Origin of the sequence: Brevundimonas sp. UBA2503, assembly GCF_002341485.1 — a bacterium.
GTDB lineage: Bacteria > Pseudomonadota > Alphaproteobacteria > Caulobacterales > Caulobacteraceae > Brevundimonas > Brevundimonas halotolerans.
Genome location: NZ_DDOD01000011.1, coordinates 187303 through 203108, shown reverse-complemented (window position 1 = coordinate 203108; position 15806 = coordinate 187303). Strand labels below are relative to the sequence as shown.

Below are 15806 nucleotides of genomic sequence, written 5' to 3'. Positions count from 1 at the left end.
CGATGGCGGACCCGAAGGCCCAGGTTCGCGGGGATCTGGATGAGGACCTGCGTCAGCGGATCGTCGAGGTCATCGGCGAAGTGGACGGCCCTGCGGGCAACCGCTTCGAAGCCCGGCGCCATGCGCGGGCGGCGGCCGAGTCGGCCGAGGCGCTGCTGCGCTCCGAAGGTTATTACCAGGCCCAGATCGAGGATGCGGTCGAGGGCGAGGATACGCCGGTCGCCATCATCATTGTCGAGCCCGGCCGACGGTTCCTGATCTCCAATCCGACCGTGACCTGGACTGATGAAACGCCCCTGCCCGAGATCGAGGCCCAGGTGCGAGAGGAAATCAGGCTTGAGCCCGGCGATCCGGGACGGGCCGTCGAGGTCATCGCCGCCGAGGGACGCATCGTCGCGGGCCTGACGCGCCGGGGCTATGCCGATGCGCGGGCCCAGACCCGCCGGGTCGTGGTCGATCACGCCACATTCTCGGTCGAGCCCGAATACCGGATCGATTCCGGCCCGCTGGTGACCCTCGACGGTATCCAGCTTGAAACGCGCGGCATCACGAGTGCCCGCTGGGTCGCGGGTCTGGCCCCGTGGGACGAGGGCGATGTCTACAACCCAGAGCAGGTCGCCGAGCTGGAGCGCCGCCTGCTGGAGACGGGCGTCTATGATGGCGTGGGCGTCGCGCTGACCCCGCCCGGGCAGACCACGCCCGACGGCAACCGGCCGGTGATCGTCACCCTGACGGACCGGCCCGCGCGCATCCTTGAGGCCGGAGCCACCTTGTCTACGGCAGAGGGCGCCGGTGTCGACTTCATCTGGACGCACTACAACCGCTTCGGCCGCGCCGACACCCTGCGCTATCAGGCGAGACTGGCCGGCATCGACAGCCGCATCGGTGTCGATCTCAGCCTGCCGCACTGGCGCCGCCCGGGCCGCACGGCCCAGCTTTCGGCAGCCCTCGTCAACGAAGACACGGACGCCTATCGCCGGACGGGTATCAGCCTCGCCGCCGACCTTAACCAGCGCCTCGGGCGGACGTCCTATTTCAGCTACGGCATCGGACTGGACGCCGGTCAGTATGCCGAGAGCCGTTTTGATCCGACGACCCAGCTGCCGGTCCGTTTCGACCGTGACCTGGCTCTGCTGACCCTGAGGGGCAGCAGCTACATGGATCGATCAAACGATCCGCTGAATCCGACAAGCGGCTGGCGACTGACCGTCTCGGCCCAGCCGACGTTCGTGACTGGCGAGGACAATGTCGCCTTCCTCAGGACCGAGGCCCAGGCCACCACCTATATTCCGTTAGACTCTGAAGCGCGCACAGTCGTAGCCGGCCGCGTGCGGCTGGGCAGTATTCTTGGGGGTGACGAGCTGACCATACCGTCGGATCGTCTGTTCTACTCGGGCGGCGGGGGCTCGGTCCGCGGCTTTGCCTATCAGGGCGTGGGGCCGCGGCTGCCCGACGATACGCCCCGGGGTGGCCTCTCTCTGTTCGAGACCTCGCTGGAGGTTCGTCGCGATCTCGGTCGGAACTTTGGTGCGGTCGTATTTGTCGATGCCGGGGCCATTGGTTTTCAAGAAACGCCCAACTTCAACAACCTGCGCTATGGCGTGGGCGTCGGCGTGCGCTACAATCTGCCGTTCGGGCCGATCCGGGCCGACGTCGCCTTCCCGCTGGAACGCCGTCCCGCCGACGCCGATTTCCAGATCTACATTAGTATCGGCCAGGCGTTTTGAACGACTCCGCCCCTCCCCCTTCCGAGCCCGAGACGCCGCAGACCGAGAAGCAGAAGCGGTCGCTGGCCCGGCGGATCGTCGTCATCACGGGCATTGCGGTCGGCGTTATCGTGGTTCTTCTGGCCGTCGCCCTGCTCGGCGGGCGCGCCTATCTGCTGAGTGGGCCGGGACGCGAACTGGTCAGCACCTTTGCCAATGGTACCAAGATCGGTCGCTACGGCCGGATCAACGTCGAAGGGCTTGAGGGCGACCTCTTCAACGACTTCACCCTGGCCCGGGTGACCGTCACCGATGAAGAGGGAGTGTGGCTCGAGGTCACCGACGTTCGCGTCGACTGGAGCTATCTGCCGCTGCTGGGGCGCCGCTTCCATGCGGACGAAATCACGGCAGGGCGTATTCATGTGCTGCGTCGCCCGATCCTGGAGGTCTCGACTGACCCCCCCGGCGCCATGCCGCTGGATGTGGACATCGACCATTTCGCCGCCGAGATCGAACTGCACGAGGATTTCAGCCAGACCTATGGCCACTGGCGCGTTGAGGGCGAGGCCCAGGTCCTGCGCAAGGGGCTGACCACGGCATCCGTGGATGCCTTCAGCCTCGACCGGGAGGGAGACTTCCTGAAGCTGGAAGCCTCGCTGGGCGAGTCGATCGAGCAGATGGAATTGACCCTCGAGGCCCGCGAGGCACGGGGCGGTCCCCTCGCCGGCATGCTGGGCTATTCGCCCGACCAACCGTTCCTCGTGAACGCCGTGGCCAATGGCCGGGTGATCGACGCGACCGCGCGGACCGGTGACTTTGTGCCCCTGCGAATCCAGGGCCGGTTCAGCGACGAGGGTGCGCGTGCCTCGGGCTATGTGAACTTCAGCGGCTCGGACCTGTTTGCGCCCTTCATCGACCGGATCGGTCGCACCGCGCGCTTTGGCCTCGCCGGAATACCGTTGCCGAACGAAGAGGACGTGCAGGCCGTGGCCTGGCGTCTGTTCGCGGACAACATCACGACCCGCGTGGACGGACAGGTCCATGTAGAGGACATGAGCAGCCCTGAGGGACTGACCGTCGATATCGCCACGCCGTCCCTGTCGCGGCTAGCGGGCGTTCCGCTGGCCGGGGCCTCGACCTATCAGGGCACCTTCACCGGTGGCGCAGATCGGTGGGAACTGGAAGGCCAAGTCTCCCTCAACAATACGGAGCTGGCCAGCTACCGGGCCCAGCGGCTGGAGGGGCCGCTGAATCTGACGGGCCGGGAGAGCGGCTATACACTGACGACCGAGCTCGCGGCCACGGGAGGCTCGCGCTCCGGCATGGTCGGTGGCCTGCTGGGCTCCGCGCCGCGCCTCTCGGCCGAGGTTGCCTATGGGACGGACGGCTCGGTCCTGCTGCGGCGTATGGACCTGACGGGAGAGGCCCTGCGGATCAACGGTTCAGGGGGGCGCGCGCTCAATGGATCGCTACGTTTCAACGGCGAGGCCCGCGTCACCGATGTCTCGCGCCTCTCTCCCGATGCCTCCGGCTCGTTCGGCGGCCCGATCCGGGCAACATCCTCGGCCGGGGGCGGCACCTGGACGCTTGGCTTCGACGGCCGGGCTCGCCAGCTGACCACCGGCATGGACGAGCTGGACCGCCTGCTGGGCCCCTCCCCCTCTCTGGACCTGGCCGGCACGCTTCGAGGGGGACGCGTCGAGGTGACCCGTGCCGTCCTGGAGGGCGAGAACGGACAGGCGACTGGTCGCGGCCTGATCGAAGCTAATGGTGAGCTCAAGCTGGCGGTCGACTGGACAGCGTCGGGCCCGTTCGGTGTCGGGCCTGTCGAGATTGATGGCGCCATGCAGGGCGACGGCGCCCTGACCGGGACGTTGGCCCAGCCCCGGCTGGACCTCACGGCCGGCTTCGAATGGGTCGCTGTCGGGCCCATGGATCTACGCGAAACCCGGCTGGTGCTCAGCTTCCGTCGGGGCGCGGACGCGTCGGACGGGCGCGTGGCCATAACCGGTGCCTCGGCCTTCGGACCGGCGCGGGCCGTCGCCAACTTCTATCTGGGCGACGATGTTATCCGCCTCAGCGAGGTCGATATTGACGCCGGGGGGCTGGTGGCCCGCGGCTCCATCGGTCTATCGAACAGCTTCCCCTCCAGCGCCGATCTGGCCTTCATCGCGCGACCCGGAGCTTTCCTCAGCGCCGGCGAAATCGACGGCCGTCTTCGCCTGACCGATGCGCCAGGTCAGGATGCCGCGCTGATCGCCATTACCGGTCGCGGCGTGCGTCTGGCGGGATCGCCTTACGTCATACGCACACTGCAGCTGGGCGGCCGGGGCTCACTCGATCGCCTGCCGTTCAATGTCGTGCTCGATGTCGGTGGACCGACGCCTGTGCAGTTCGAGGGCGATGCCGTCTATTCCCGGACGGACAGCGCCCAGTCGCTGACTTTGTCCGGCGGCGGACAGGTCCGCGATGTCGACTTCTCGACCCGGAACCCGATGGTCATCGCCTTTGCCGAAGATGGCCATGTCGCGCGCGTCGACATGAATGTGGGCGGTGGCATCCTGCTGGGGGAACTGCGTCAGGGTGAGGACTCTGTCGTCGTTCAGGCCGATCTGACCAGCGTGGAACTGGGGTCTGTGCTCGAGGACCTGCGGGGCCGGGTTACGGGCAGGATTTCGCTGCGCGGGTCGGGCGAGGACCTGTCGGGATCGGCCAATGTCTCGCTGGCCGGCGTGCGCAGTATCGACGCCCCCGCCGACATGACCATCGACGGCACGCTGGACGCCACCCTGGTCGGGGATCGCCTCGATCTCGAGCTGGTAGCGCAGGGCGAAGGCTCGGTGGACGCACGCATTGATGTGATCCTTCCCGTCGTCACCTCGGCCTCCCCTCTGCGGCTGGCTATTGCCCGGACCGGCGACATGTCCGGAGAGGTGGACATCAGCGGTCAGATCAAGCCGATCTGGGACGTCTTCGTCGGCGGCGAGCGAAGCCTGGCCGGACAGGTCGAGGCGCGGGCCACCCTGGGCGGCAGCCTGAACGCACCGCGCGTGAACGGCACGTTGACCCTGGCTGAGGGGGATTTCCGCGACTCGGCCTCGGGGCTGCGGCTCGCCAGCATCGATCTGGACACGCGCTTCGACGACACCACCGCCCTGATCCAGACCTTCACGGCCACCGACGGCTCGGGCGGCGCTGTATCGGGCAGCGGGCGCATTGGCCTGCGGGAGGGCAGCGGCTCCTCGCTCAAGCTCGACTTCCGCCGTTTCCAGGTGATCGACAACGAGATCGCCAGGGCCCGGGGTTCGGGTGAACTGACGGTCACCCGCGCAACAGATGGCAACATCACCCTGGTCGGCGATCTCTCCGTTGACGAGGCCCGGATCGAGCCCGAGCTGCCCGGCAACACCGGTATCGTCAGCATGGAGGTGGTGGAAATCAATCGCCCCGGCGGTGACCCGGACACCGACGCCGAAGAGCGGGCGCGGGGCCCCCAGATCGGGCTGAACATCGACATCCGCTCACGCGGGGGAAACATCGAGGTCTCGGGTCGCGGCCTGAATGTGCTGATGAATCTGGATGCCCGGGTGGGCGGTACGCTGAACCGTCCCACCCTCTCGGGAACGGCGCGGGTGGTACGCGGCGACTATGAGTTTGCGGGCAAGCGCTTCGTCTTCGATGAGGATGGCTCTGTCGACCTGTCGATGGACCCGCGTCTGATCCGTCTGAACCTGGAAGCGGTTCGCGAGGACCCGGTTCTGACGGCCAGCATCCGCGTCACGGGCACTGCCGAAAAGCCCGAGATCGCCCTGACCTCCACCCCCGCTCTGCCCCAGGATGAAATTCTGTCCCAGGTGCTGTTCGGACGCTCCGCTTCGCAGCTGTCGCCGGTCGAGGCGGCGCAACTGGCCTCGGGCGTGGCCTCCCTCGCCGGAGGTGGCGGCTTTGATGTGATCGGCGGCCTCAGGGAACTGGCCGGGCTGGACCGGCTGTCGTTCGGCGGCGAAGCCTCGGCGCTGACCGTGGCGGGCGGGCGCTATATCTCGGACGACGTCTATCTGGAGGTCATCGGCGGGGGTGAAGGCGGGGCCGCCGTCAGCGTTGAATGGCAGGTCCGGCGCAATCTGGCCGTCACCTCGCGCTTCGGCGGCCAGGGCGAGGCCAGCCTGTCGGTCCGCTGGCGCCGCGAAAGCCGCCGTCCCGGCGAAAGCCGCGACAGCAGACCCAACCGCGACTGACCCTTCACCTTTGCCGGAAGGGTCGCTAGGGTCCGCCCGCATGCAGATACGCCCTGAGGACCAGATCGTGCTCGACCACGTCGCGGCGCGCCGTGATGACCTGATCGAACGCGCGGTCGGCTGGGCCAACATCAACTCGGGCAGCCGCAACGCCGACGGTCTGGATCGCGTGCTGACGGCCCTCGAACAGACAGTCAAACACCTGCCCTGCACGGTCGAGCGTGTGGCGACCGCGTCGTCGAGCCGCATTGAGGACGACGGCACCGAAGTGCCTCTGGGCTTCGCCCCCGCACTCCAGCTGACCCTGCGCCCCGAAGCCCCGATCCAGATCGTGCTGACCGGCCACTATGACACCGTCTTCGATGCCGACAGCCCGTTCCGGACGGTCGGCACCCGCGAGGACGGCGCCCTGCACGGCCCCGGCATCGCGGACATGAAGGGCGGCATCTCGGTGATGTTGGGCGCGCTGGAGGCTTTCGAGCAACACACTGACAAGGCCCGCGTCGGGTGGACTGTCCTCTTGTCGCCGGATGAGGAGATCGGCTCCCCGGGGTCGGCGCCGCTGCTGGCTGAATTAGGGGCGCGCGGCCATCTGGGCCTGACCTATGAACCCTCCCTGCCCGACGGCAGTCTGGCAGGGGCACGCAAGGGCAGCGGCAATTTCCACATCGTGGTGCGCGGCAAGTCGGCCCACGCCGGACGGGCCTATCATGAAGGCGTCAATGCCATGGCCGGCGCGGCGCGGCTGGCCACGGCCCTCGATGGCCTGAACGGCCAGCGAGACGGCGTGACCGTCAATGTCGCGCGCATTTCCGGCGGAGCGCCGCTGAACGTCGTCGCCGACACAGCGGTGGTCCGCTTCAACGTGCGCGTCCCGGATCCCGATGCCGCCGACTGGATCCTGGCCCAGATTCAGGACCTCGTGTCCCGACCACCGATCCCGGGAGCCACGGTTGAACTGCACGGCGGCTTCACCCGCCCGCCCAAGCCGATGGACGCCGCCCAGACCGAACTATTTGAAGCGGTGCGTCAGGCGGGTGAACTGCTGAACCAGACCCTGCGCTGGCAGCCGTCAGGCGGGGTGTGCGAAGGCAACAACCTGCACGCGGCGGGCCTGCCCAATATCGACACCCTCGGCGTCATCGGCGGTGCCATCCACTCGGATCAGGAATATGCCTGGCCCGACAGTTTCGTCGAGCGGGCCCAGCTGTCCGCCCTGATCCTGTGCAAGGTCGCGTCCGGCGAAATCGACGCGCACCATCTCAAACAGCTTCGTCTTCAGTCCAGGTAGGTTTCATGCTGGTCGTTCGCCCCGCCGGTCCCGGCGATCTGGATTCCTTGCTGGAACTGGCCATCCTGTCCGGGCCGGGCTTCACCAGCCTGCCGGAAGACCCGGACCAGCTGAGCGAGCGGCTGGATCTCAGCCGCGACAGCTTCATGGGCAAGATCGCGCCGCAGGAGCGCTGGTACACCCTGATGCTCGAGGAATCCGACACCGGTGATGTCGATGGCGTCGGATCGGTCAAGGCCGCGGTCGGGCTGAACCGGCCCTTCTTCAGCTTCCGGGTGGTCAACAACACCCAGTCCTCGCCCTCGCTCGGCATCAAGCTCGAACAGAAAACCCTCGTGCTGGTCAATGAATGCACCGGCTGGTCCGAGGTCGGTTCGCTGTTCCTGAAGGCGGACCGGCGCAAGGGCGGGGCCGGACGCTTGCTCAGCCAGTCGCGCTACATGCTGATCGGAGCCGAGCCCGACCTGTTCGCCGACACGGTGCTGGCCGAGCTGCGCGGTGTCTTCACGCCCGACGGGGCCTGCCCCTTCTGGGATCATGTGGCGCACAAATTCTTCCCGATGGAATTTGACGAGGCCGACCGGATGACCGGCTCGACCGACAAGCAGTTCATTCTCGATCTGGCGCCCCGTCATCCGGTCTATATCGAGCTGCTGCCCGAGGCGGCGCGCTCCGTGATCGGCAAGGTCCACCCCCAGGGCGTGCCTGCCATGGCCCTGCTGGAATCCGAGGGATTCCGCCCCAACGGCCTCGTCGACATCTTCGATGCCGGCCCGACCGTCACCTGCCGTCGCGACGATATCCGCACGGTGCGCGACGCCCGTCGTCTGACCGTGAAGATCGAAGCCGAGGTCGAGGCCGAACTGCCCAGCCTGATCTCGACCGACCACGTCACGGGCTTTCGCGCGGTTCGGCAAAAGGCCGCTATCAACGACGAAACCGTGATCCTCAACGCCGAGACCGCCGCCGCCCTCAAGGTGCGGGCCGGTGATACGGTGCGCGTGAAAAGCTGACCTGTAAGGACCCTTCATGACTGCCTTTGCCTCCATCGATCCCGCAACCGGCGACACCGTCTGGGAAGGACCGGCCTCGACCGGCAACGAGGTAGCACAGGCTGCGGTCCGAGCCCGCGCCGCCTTTCCCGGCTGGGCCGATCGTCCGCGGCAGGACCGGATCGATGCCGTCAAACGCTATCAGGCGGTGCTGAAGGCGCGCGCGCCCGAGATCGCCGAAGCCATCAGCCGCGAGACCGGCAAGCCGCTGTGGGAAACCCGCACCGAGGCCACGGCCATGCAGGGCAAGGTCGATATCTCGATCCGAGCCTATGACGAGCGCACCGGCGAGCGCACATCCGATACCGGTTTTGGTCGCGCCACCCTGCGGCACCGCCCGCATGGCGTGGCGGCGGTGCTCGGGCCGTTCAACTTCCCGGGGCACCTGCCCAATGGCCATATTGTCCCGGCCCTGCTGGCGGGAGATACGGTCATCTTCAAGCCGTCCGAGGAAACCCCGCTGACCGGCCAGCTGATGGTCGAATGTCTCAAGGAGGCGGACCTGCCTGACGGCGTCGTCAATCTGGTCCAGGGCGGACGTGACGTGGGGGCGGCCCTGCTGGATCAGGAGATCGACGCCCTGATGTTCACGGGCTCAGGCGCAGCCGGTGCCCATTTCAAACGCCACTTCGCCGACAATCCGCACGTGATTCTGGCGCTGGAACTCGGGGGTAACAATCCGCTGGTGGTCTGGGATGCCGCCGATGCCGGGGCCGCCGCCGGCATCATCCTCCAGTCCGCCTTCATCACAACCGGCCAGCGCTGCTCGTGCGCGCGCCGGCTGATCCTGCCAGAGGGGTCACAGGGCGACGCCATCGTCGAGGCCATCGCCGCCTTGGCCGACCGCATTGTCTTCGCGCCGTGGGACAGCGATCCCGAGCCCTATGGCGGACCGCTGATCTCGAACCGGGCCGCCAGCGCCGCCCTCCATGCCCTGCAGCAGCGCATTGATGCCGGGGCCCGGGTCATACGCAAATCGGGTCCGATCGAGGGCCTGTCGCCCGCTTTCGTTCAACCCTCAATCATTGACACGACCGGCGTCGACGTGCCGGACGACGAGATCTTCGCGCCCTTCCTGCAGGTCCGGCACGTCCCCGATTTCGACGCGGCCCTCCGCGAGGCCAATGCGACGAAGTACGGCCTGTCGGCGGGTCTAGTCTCGGATGATCCGGCCAACTGGCAGCGGTTCATCGACCGCATCCGGGCGGGCGTGGTGAACTTCAACCGGCCGACCACGGGCGCCGCCGGCGACATGCCGTTCGGCGGTCTGGGCCAGAGCGGCAATCACCGCCCCTCGGCATACTATGCTGCGGACTACTGCGCCTATCCGGTGGCCAGTTTCGAGGCCGATAGCGTCAAGAATATCGAAAGCGAGATCAAGGGCTTGAAGGCGTGAGCTCAGTCGCGATCGAAGCCAATGCCGACGGACTGATCGGGCCGACGCACTCTTACGCCGGCCTGTCGCCGGGCAATCTGGCGTCCAGCCTGAACAAGGGCGAGGCGTCCAATCCCCGGGCGGCTGTGCTTCAGGGGCTGGAGAAGATGAAGCTGCTGGCAGACCTCGGCCTGCCCCAGTTTATCCTGCCGCCACATGAACGCCCGGACATCGGCTTCCTGAGAAGCCTCGGCTTTGCGGGATCGGATGGCCAGGTGCTGGAGACCGCCTGGAAACAGGCGCCCTCCCTGGCTGCTGCCGCCTGTTCGGCCTCGCCCATGTGGGCCGCCAACGCCGCGACCGTCACCCCCTCTGCCGACAGCGCGGATGGTCGGGTGCATTTCACCCCCGCCAACCTCGTCACCAATCTGCATCGGTCGCTGGAGCACGCCCAGACGATGCGGGCCCTCGACGCCCTCTTCCCCGACCCGGCGCGTTTCGCGGTTCATGACGCCCTTCCGTCCGTCGGCCATCTGGCGGATGAAGGCGCAGCCAATCACGTCCGCCTGTGCGCCGACCATGGATCGGCCGGAGTCAACCTGCTGGTCTGGGGACGCGAGGCCTGGGAGGGCTGGGATGGCCCCTACCCCGCGCGCCAGACGCGCGAGGCGTCCGAGGCCCTCGCCCGCCGGCACGGCGCCTCGGGAGTGGTGCTGGCCCGCCAGGGCAAGGCCGCGATTGCCGGAGGCACCTTTCACAACGACGTGGTCTGCGTCGGCGCCTTGGACACCCTGTTCTTCCACGAGCTGGCGTTCGAGGACACGGCCACCACTCTGGAGGTGATCCGACGCGCAGCCGACGGCTTTGAGCCCAAGTTCGTCGAAGTCTCCGCCGCCGACCTGCCCCTGGCGGATGCGATCAGCAGCTATCTGTTCAACTCCATGCTGATCCAGATCCCCGGCGAGGATCGCCTGACCCTGATCTGCCCGACCGAGACCGAGGAGAACCCGCGCAGCCGGGCCGTCGCCGAGCGGATTGCGGGCTCGAACGGCCCCATCGGTCAGGTCCGCTATGTCGATGTGCGCCAGTCCATGCGAAATGGCGGCGGGCCCGCCTGTCTGCGACTTCGGGTGGTCCTGACCGACGACGAGTTGACCGCTACCAACCCCGCCATGCGGTTCACGTCCGACCTCCACGCCGAACTCAAGGACTGGGCCGGACGCCACTATCGGGACGAGCTGACGCCGCGCGATCTGGCCGATCCCGACCTGCTGGTCGAGAGCCGGACCGCCCTCGACGCGCTCACCGCGCTTCTTGGCCTGGGCAGTGACTTCTACCCGTTCCAGCGCACCTAGGCGGCGAAGCGGCCGCCCCTGGTCGCATAGGCCTGGGTGCCCCGGGTGAAGACGGTGTCGGACGGCAGAATGGCATCGATGACGATGTCGTCCTTGCCCTCAAGACGGTCGTAGATCGGCCCGAAGTCGCGCAGGGTCTCGTCTTTGAGCCCCTCAAGGCTGTCGATGACGAAATAGACCTGCTGGAAATCGTCGATCCGGTACAGGGTGCGCATCACCCGCTCCAGGTCGAAGCCGATCCGGTTGGGCGACGGGTCCTCGACCGCAAACACGCTTTCGGTCGCCGATGATACGATCCCGGCGCCATAGATGCGCAGGCCGTCGGCCTCCTTCATCAGACCGAACTCGACCGTGTACCAGTACAGCCGGGCCAGATTCGCCAGCATGCCGCGCCGGGCGGCCCGCTGCCCGCCCTTGCCGTAGGCTTCCATATAGGCGGCGAAATCCGGGTCGGTCAGCATCGGGACATGGCCGAACACATCGTGGAAGATGTCCGGCTCCTGCAGATAGTCCAACTGGTCGGGCTTGCGGATGAACTGGCCGGACGGGAAGCGCCGGTTGGCCAGATGGTCAAAGAACACCTCGTCCGGCACCAGTCCCGGCACGCAGACGACCGTCCAGCCCGTCAGAGCCTGAAGCTTGGGGTTCATGGTCTCGAAATCGGGGATGCCGCCGGTGTTGAGGTCCAGCGCGTCCAGCCCCTTCAGGAAGACGTCCGAGGCGCGTCCGGGCAGGATTTTCATCTGCCGGGCGTACAGCGTGTTCCAGGTATCGTGCTCGACCCGGGTATAGGCCGGCCAGTCCTGCGGAATGGTCCAGTCTTCGGCCGCCCCCTCGGGCGGCGCTTCAAAGACATGTTCGAAATCGGACATCAGGTCCCCTTCGCATCGGCTGAAATGGCGCGAGCATCCTAGGCGCTCGCGGCATCAAGGACCATACGTTGGCGAGCGAAGTCGCATCAGTGCAGGTCGACGAATCGCGGCTGCAGGCGCCCTTGATCATCGTGCCGGAACCAACGCTTGAGGTGCGGAAGGGCTGCATGTTCGGGGTCTGGTCCGGCCATCAGGCTCTGCTCGGCGGCATAGACCAGGATCCCTGACGACTCCTCGATAACCAGCACCTTGTAGAAAGGCTGATCGGTCGACAGGGCCCCGGTCTCACCGACCGGTCCGTCATAACTGGCGTCGACATCAATGATCACGCCGCTGAAGGCGTCATCCAGTTGGCGAACGCTCTGGCCCAGTCCGAATTTGGCAGCTTTGGTCTTCATCATGGGGCCAGACTAGCGGGGCCCGTCTGAGCCCTCTCCGACCCTTCTGTTCATTTTCGCGACAGACTGGCTTGGCGCGGACGATCCCATCTGGTTAGTCTGTCGGCGACGGGGTCCGCTTCGGGTCCCCTTTGAAAGTTCGGCCATGCCGGAGATCGACGGCGCGCCCTCGGGGCGCGACGGAAGGTCCCCCCGCCCTGGCGATGCGGCTACTGCGCCGCAACTCTATGGCGCCCTTGATCTGGGGACCAACAATTGCCGCCTGCTGATCGCGCGTCCGACGCGTGATGGCTTCAGAGTGGTTGATTCGTTCAGCCGCATCGTCCGGCTGGGCGAAGGCATCAGTCGCAGCGGGCGGCTGACGGACGACGCCATGGACCGGGCCTATGATGCCCTCTCCATTTGCGCCGAACGGGTCGCCAAGAAGAACCTGCCCTCCGAACGCATCGCCGCCGTCGCGACCCAGGCCTGTCGCGCGGCCGAGAATGGGCCGGAATTCATCGAACGGGTCCGCGTCGGCACCGGGCTGAAGCTGCGGATCATTACCCCCGATGAGGAGGCCCGCCTGTCGGTCGAGGGCTGCCGCAATCTGCTCGACAGCAGCGCCCAGGCGGTACTGGTTGTGGACGTCGGGGGCGGATCCACAGAACTTTCATGGCTGGTGCGTGCCGACCAGGGCTTTGAGACCGTCGGCTGGATGTCAGCGCCCGTCGGGGTCGTCTCCCTGGCCGAAAGACACCCGGAGACGCCGGACGACCCGCTGATCTGGTATGAGGCCATGGTGGCCCATATGGCCGCCGCCATTCAGTCCGCCCCCGTGAACGGCACGGTGAAGGCCCTGTTTGATGAGGGACGAGCCCATCTCGTGGGCACCTCAGGTGCGATCACAAGTCTGGCGGGCATCCACCTGAAACTGCCCCGCTATCAGCGGGACCGCGTCGATGGCCTTTGGATGACGCGAACCGATTGCGAAGCGGCGGCCAGTCTGTTGCTCGACCTCGGCCCCGAAGGCCGGGCTCGTAACCCCTGCATCGGTCCGGACCGTGCCGATCTGGTCATGGCCGGGGCGGCGATCCTCGAAGCCGTGCAACGCGCCTGGCCGTGCGAGCGGGTGCGCGTCGCCGACAGGGGCCTCCGCGAGGGCCTGCTGCTGGAGCGGATGCGGTCAGGGCGGCGGCGTCGACGTCGGTCCCGAGGAAGACGTTAGATCAACCGAAGGCCGGGTCGCTCACCTGAACCGGCAGCTCCAGATCGCAGATCGAAAAGTCAGCCCCCCGCTGCAAGCGGACGCTCTCGATGGTGGTGGCAAAGATCGGCGAGCCTGCATCCAGCACCCGGGCTGTCGGTCGGCTCTCGACCGGAAGGTCAGAGGCCACGCGGACACGCAGCATGCGATCCGGCTCGGCGGGCACCATGCCGCTGGGTTCCTCGCCGACCTTGAGCGCCCGCACAACGTCCAGGCCCACAATCACCCGGCCCCAGACCGTGTAGCGCTTGTCCAGCGACGGATAGGCCTGACGCATCAGGAAAAACTGGCTGTTGGCCGTGTCGGGATCCTCGTCCCGCGCCATGCCGGCTACGCCCGGGCAGTACATCGCCCAGCCATGCACCATCCCGTCGCTGGTCCGGGGCATCAGCTCGGCTGGCTGGGTCTGCACCGGGAGCGAGCCGACAAAGCCCAGCAGGGCCCCCATCGGCGCTGACACCGGCGTGAAATCCATGTCCGGCCCACGACGGAAGGTGAACTCTCCCGGCAGGTCCGGATAGGCGCTTTGTCCGTCACCTGTGCCGAGAGGATCACCCGTCTGGGCCATGAACCAGTCGATCACGCGGTGCCAGGCCAGACCGTCATAGAACCCCAGACCCGCCAACAGACGGATGCGCTCGACATGCGCCGGAGCAACCTCGGGCGCCAGCTCGACCAGAATCCGGCCCTTGGTCGTATCGATGATCAGCAGGTTCTCGGGCGCCACCAGGCGCCAGTCCTGAGAAGGAGGGGGCGTCACGGCAGCCGGCGGGACCTCGGCAGGCTGGGCCGAAGGGGGGGGCTCCTGCGCCGCGGCTGGCATCGCCAGTGCCAGCACCATCGCGCCCGACAGGGCCTTGATCACGTTTGCAGGGCGCATGCGGTCCCCTCCCCTGGCTTGCTTACTGGACACGCGACGGCAGCTGGACGTCGCAGATGTTGAAGTTTGATCCCCGGGCGGCCCTGGTCTCCGCGATGATCTCGGCCGCCTCGGGGCTTCCGTCGCGCAGAACCTGCACTGTGGGGCGTTCCCTCTCGGGCAGCGCCGTCGCCAGCCGCACCCGTACAAGCGTGTCGGGATCAGCGCCGACCCGGCCATTGTCGGACTCGGGTCCGGACTTGAGCGTCGTGACCACATCCAGCCCATCGACGATCCGGCCAAACGGCGTGTAGATGCCGTTCAGCGCATCTTCCCGTCCGGTCATGAAGAAGAACTGGCTGTTCGCGCTGTCCAGGCTGCCCGCGCGGGCCATACCGACCACGCCGGGGCAGAACACCCCCTGCGCGCCAACCTTGAAGTCCGCCGTCACCATCATCTGGCTGTCCGGCTGGGTCACGACCGAAAGGCCCCGCATAATGCCCCGCAGCCCGGGACCGCTGCCCTCCACCGTCACGAAGCCGCTGTCACGCCCGCGGCGGAAATTCAGTTCGGCACTGACGTCAGCCAGTTCGCTGCCGCCGCCGCCCGTCCCCATCGGATCGCCCGTCTGGGCCATGAAGCCCTCGATCACGCGGTGAAAGGTGTGACCGTCATAGAAGCCCTGATCCGCGAGGGTGGTGACCCGCTCGACATGGGCCGGCGCCACATCGGGAAACAGCTCGACCAGCACTCGGCCCTTGCTCGTCTCCACCACCAGCAGGCGCTCCGCCGGCACCGTGCGCCAGCTGGACGCCTCCTGGGCCACGGCGGGCAGAGGCGCGGCGCTCAGCAGCAGGGCGGACAGAACCAGGGCAGGGCGGGATTTCATCAGCATACACTTCACCTGTCAGTTTCCGCCCTTGACCCGGGTGCGGACGCGCGCCGCAACTGCGGGGCTTACGAAACTCTCGATCTTCCCGTCCAGCCGGGCGATCTCCTTGACCAGACGCGAGGCGATGGCCTGATGTCGGGGATCGGCCATCAGAAACACAGTCTCGATCTCACTGTTCAGACGCTGGTTCATGGCCGTCATCTGGAACTCGTACTCGAAGTCAGCGACCGCCCGCAAACCTCGCACAATCACGCTGGCGCTCAGCGACTCAGCGAAATGCATCAACAGCGTATCAAAAGGCTGGACGACGATGTCGGCCTTCAGACCCATGACCTCGGTCCTGACCATCTCGACCCGTTCGGCGGTCGTAAACAGCGGCCCCTTGTCATCGTTCTGGGCGACGCCGATGACCAGCCGGTCCACCAGTTTCACGGCCCTGCCGATGATATCCATATGGCCATTGGTGACGGGATCGAAGGTTCCCGGATACAGCCCGATGCGCATGTGTCGGCCTCCCTCAGT

The 15806-nt window shown here is 67.0% G+C and carries 12 protein-coding genes; 7 read left to right on the top strand and 5 right to left on the bottom strand.

Annotated elements, in window-relative coordinates; translation table 11 throughout:
* The first annotated feature begins 2 nt into the window (after nucleotides 1-2).
* The 6 genes from B4K74_RS06455 to astB are packed head-to-tail and all read left to right on the top strand — an operon-like array spanning nucleotide 3 to nucleotide 11017.
* Nucleotides 3-1727 (top strand): autotransporter assembly complex protein TamA, encoded by a 1725-nt coding sequence (locus B4K74_RS06455; protein WP_286692244.1) that lies wholly within the window; start codon nucleotides 3-5, stop codon nucleotides 1725-1727.
* Nucleotides 1724-5944: a translocation/assembly module TamB domain-containing protein gene (locus B4K74_RS06450; protein WP_286692243.1), complete on the top strand. Its 4221-nt coding sequence runs from the start codon at nucleotides 1724-1726 to the stop codon at nucleotides 5942-5944. Before B4K74_RS06455 ends, B4K74_RS06450 begins: the two co-directional genes overlap by 4 nt.
* A gap of 40 nt (nucleotides 5945-5984) precedes the next feature.
* Nucleotides 5985-7235 (top strand): hydrolase, encoded by a 1251-nt coding sequence (locus B4K74_RS06445; RefSeq protein WP_286692242.1) that lies wholly within the window; start codon nucleotides 5985-5987, stop codon nucleotides 7233-7235.
* A gap of 5 nt (nucleotides 7236-7240) precedes the next feature.
* Nucleotides 7241-8248 (top strand): arginine N-succinyltransferase, encoded by a 1008-nt coding sequence (locus B4K74_RS06440; protein ID WP_286692241.1) that lies wholly within the window; start codon nucleotides 7241-7243, stop codon nucleotides 8246-8248.
* A gap of 16 nt (nucleotides 8249-8264) precedes the next feature.
* The gene (gene astD / locus B4K74_RS06435) at nucleotides 8265-9683 is read left to right on the top strand and encodes a succinylglutamate-semialdehyde dehydrogenase (protein ID WP_286692240.1); all 1419 of its coding nucleotides are present in this window, start codon (nucleotides 8265-8267) and stop codon (nucleotides 9681-9683) included.
* The gene (gene astB / locus B4K74_RS06430; protein ID WP_286692239.1) at nucleotides 9680-11017 is read left to right on the top strand and encodes an N-succinylarginine dihydrolase; all 1338 of its coding nucleotides are present in this window, start codon (nucleotides 9680-9682) and stop codon (nucleotides 11015-11017) included. Before astD ends, astB begins: the two co-directional genes overlap by 4 nt.
* Here the strand turns inward: astB and phhA are convergent.
* Both phhA and hspQ read right to left on the bottom strand, forming a co-directional pair.
* Complete coding sequence (gene phhA / locus B4K74_RS06425) at nucleotides 11014-11889, bottom strand: phenylalanine 4-monooxygenase (protein WP_286692238.1); 876 nt, start codon at nucleotides 11887-11889, stop codon at nucleotides 11014-11016. The genes astB and phhA overlap by 4 nt on opposite strands.
* A gap of 86 nt (nucleotides 11890-11975) precedes the next feature.
* Nucleotides 11976-12290, bottom strand: a complete 315-nt coding sequence (gene hspQ / locus B4K74_RS06420; protein ID WP_123286149.1) for a heat shock protein HspQ — start codon at nucleotides 12288-12290, stop codon at nucleotides 11976-11978.
* 142 nt (nucleotides 12291-12432) lie between these two features.
* Here hspQ and B4K74_RS06415 point away from each other — a divergent pair, with 142 nt between their 5' ends.
* A complete protein-coding gene (locus B4K74_RS06415; protein WP_286692237.1) occupies nucleotides 12433-13494 on the top strand; it encodes a Ppx/GppA phosphatase family protein in 1062 nt (353 codons plus the stop codon).
* A 1-nt stretch (nucleotide 13495) separates the two neighbouring features.
* Here B4K74_RS06415 and B4K74_RS06410 read toward each other — a convergent pair whose 3' ends face one another.
* The 3 genes from B4K74_RS06410 to coaD are packed head-to-tail and all read right to left on the bottom strand — an operon-like array spanning nucleotide 13496 to nucleotide 15788.
* Nucleotides 13496-14413, bottom strand: coding sequence for a peptidylprolyl isomerase (locus tag B4K74_RS06410; protein ID WP_286692236.1), 918 nt, complete (start codon nucleotides 14411-14413; stop codon nucleotides 13496-13498).
* Between the two features lie 22 nt (nucleotides 14414-14435).
* Entirely contained in the window at nucleotides 14436-15281 is an 846-nt protein-coding gene (locus B4K74_RS06405) for a peptidylprolyl isomerase (protein WP_123286171.1), read from the bottom strand.
* An 18-nt stretch (nucleotides 15282-15299) separates the two neighbouring features.
* Nucleotides 15300-15788, bottom strand: a complete 489-nt coding sequence (gene coaD / locus B4K74_RS06400) for a pantetheine-phosphate adenylyltransferase (protein WP_286692235.1) — start codon at nucleotides 15786-15788, stop codon at nucleotides 15300-15302.
* Between the last annotated feature and the right edge of the window lie 18 nt (nucleotides 15789-15806).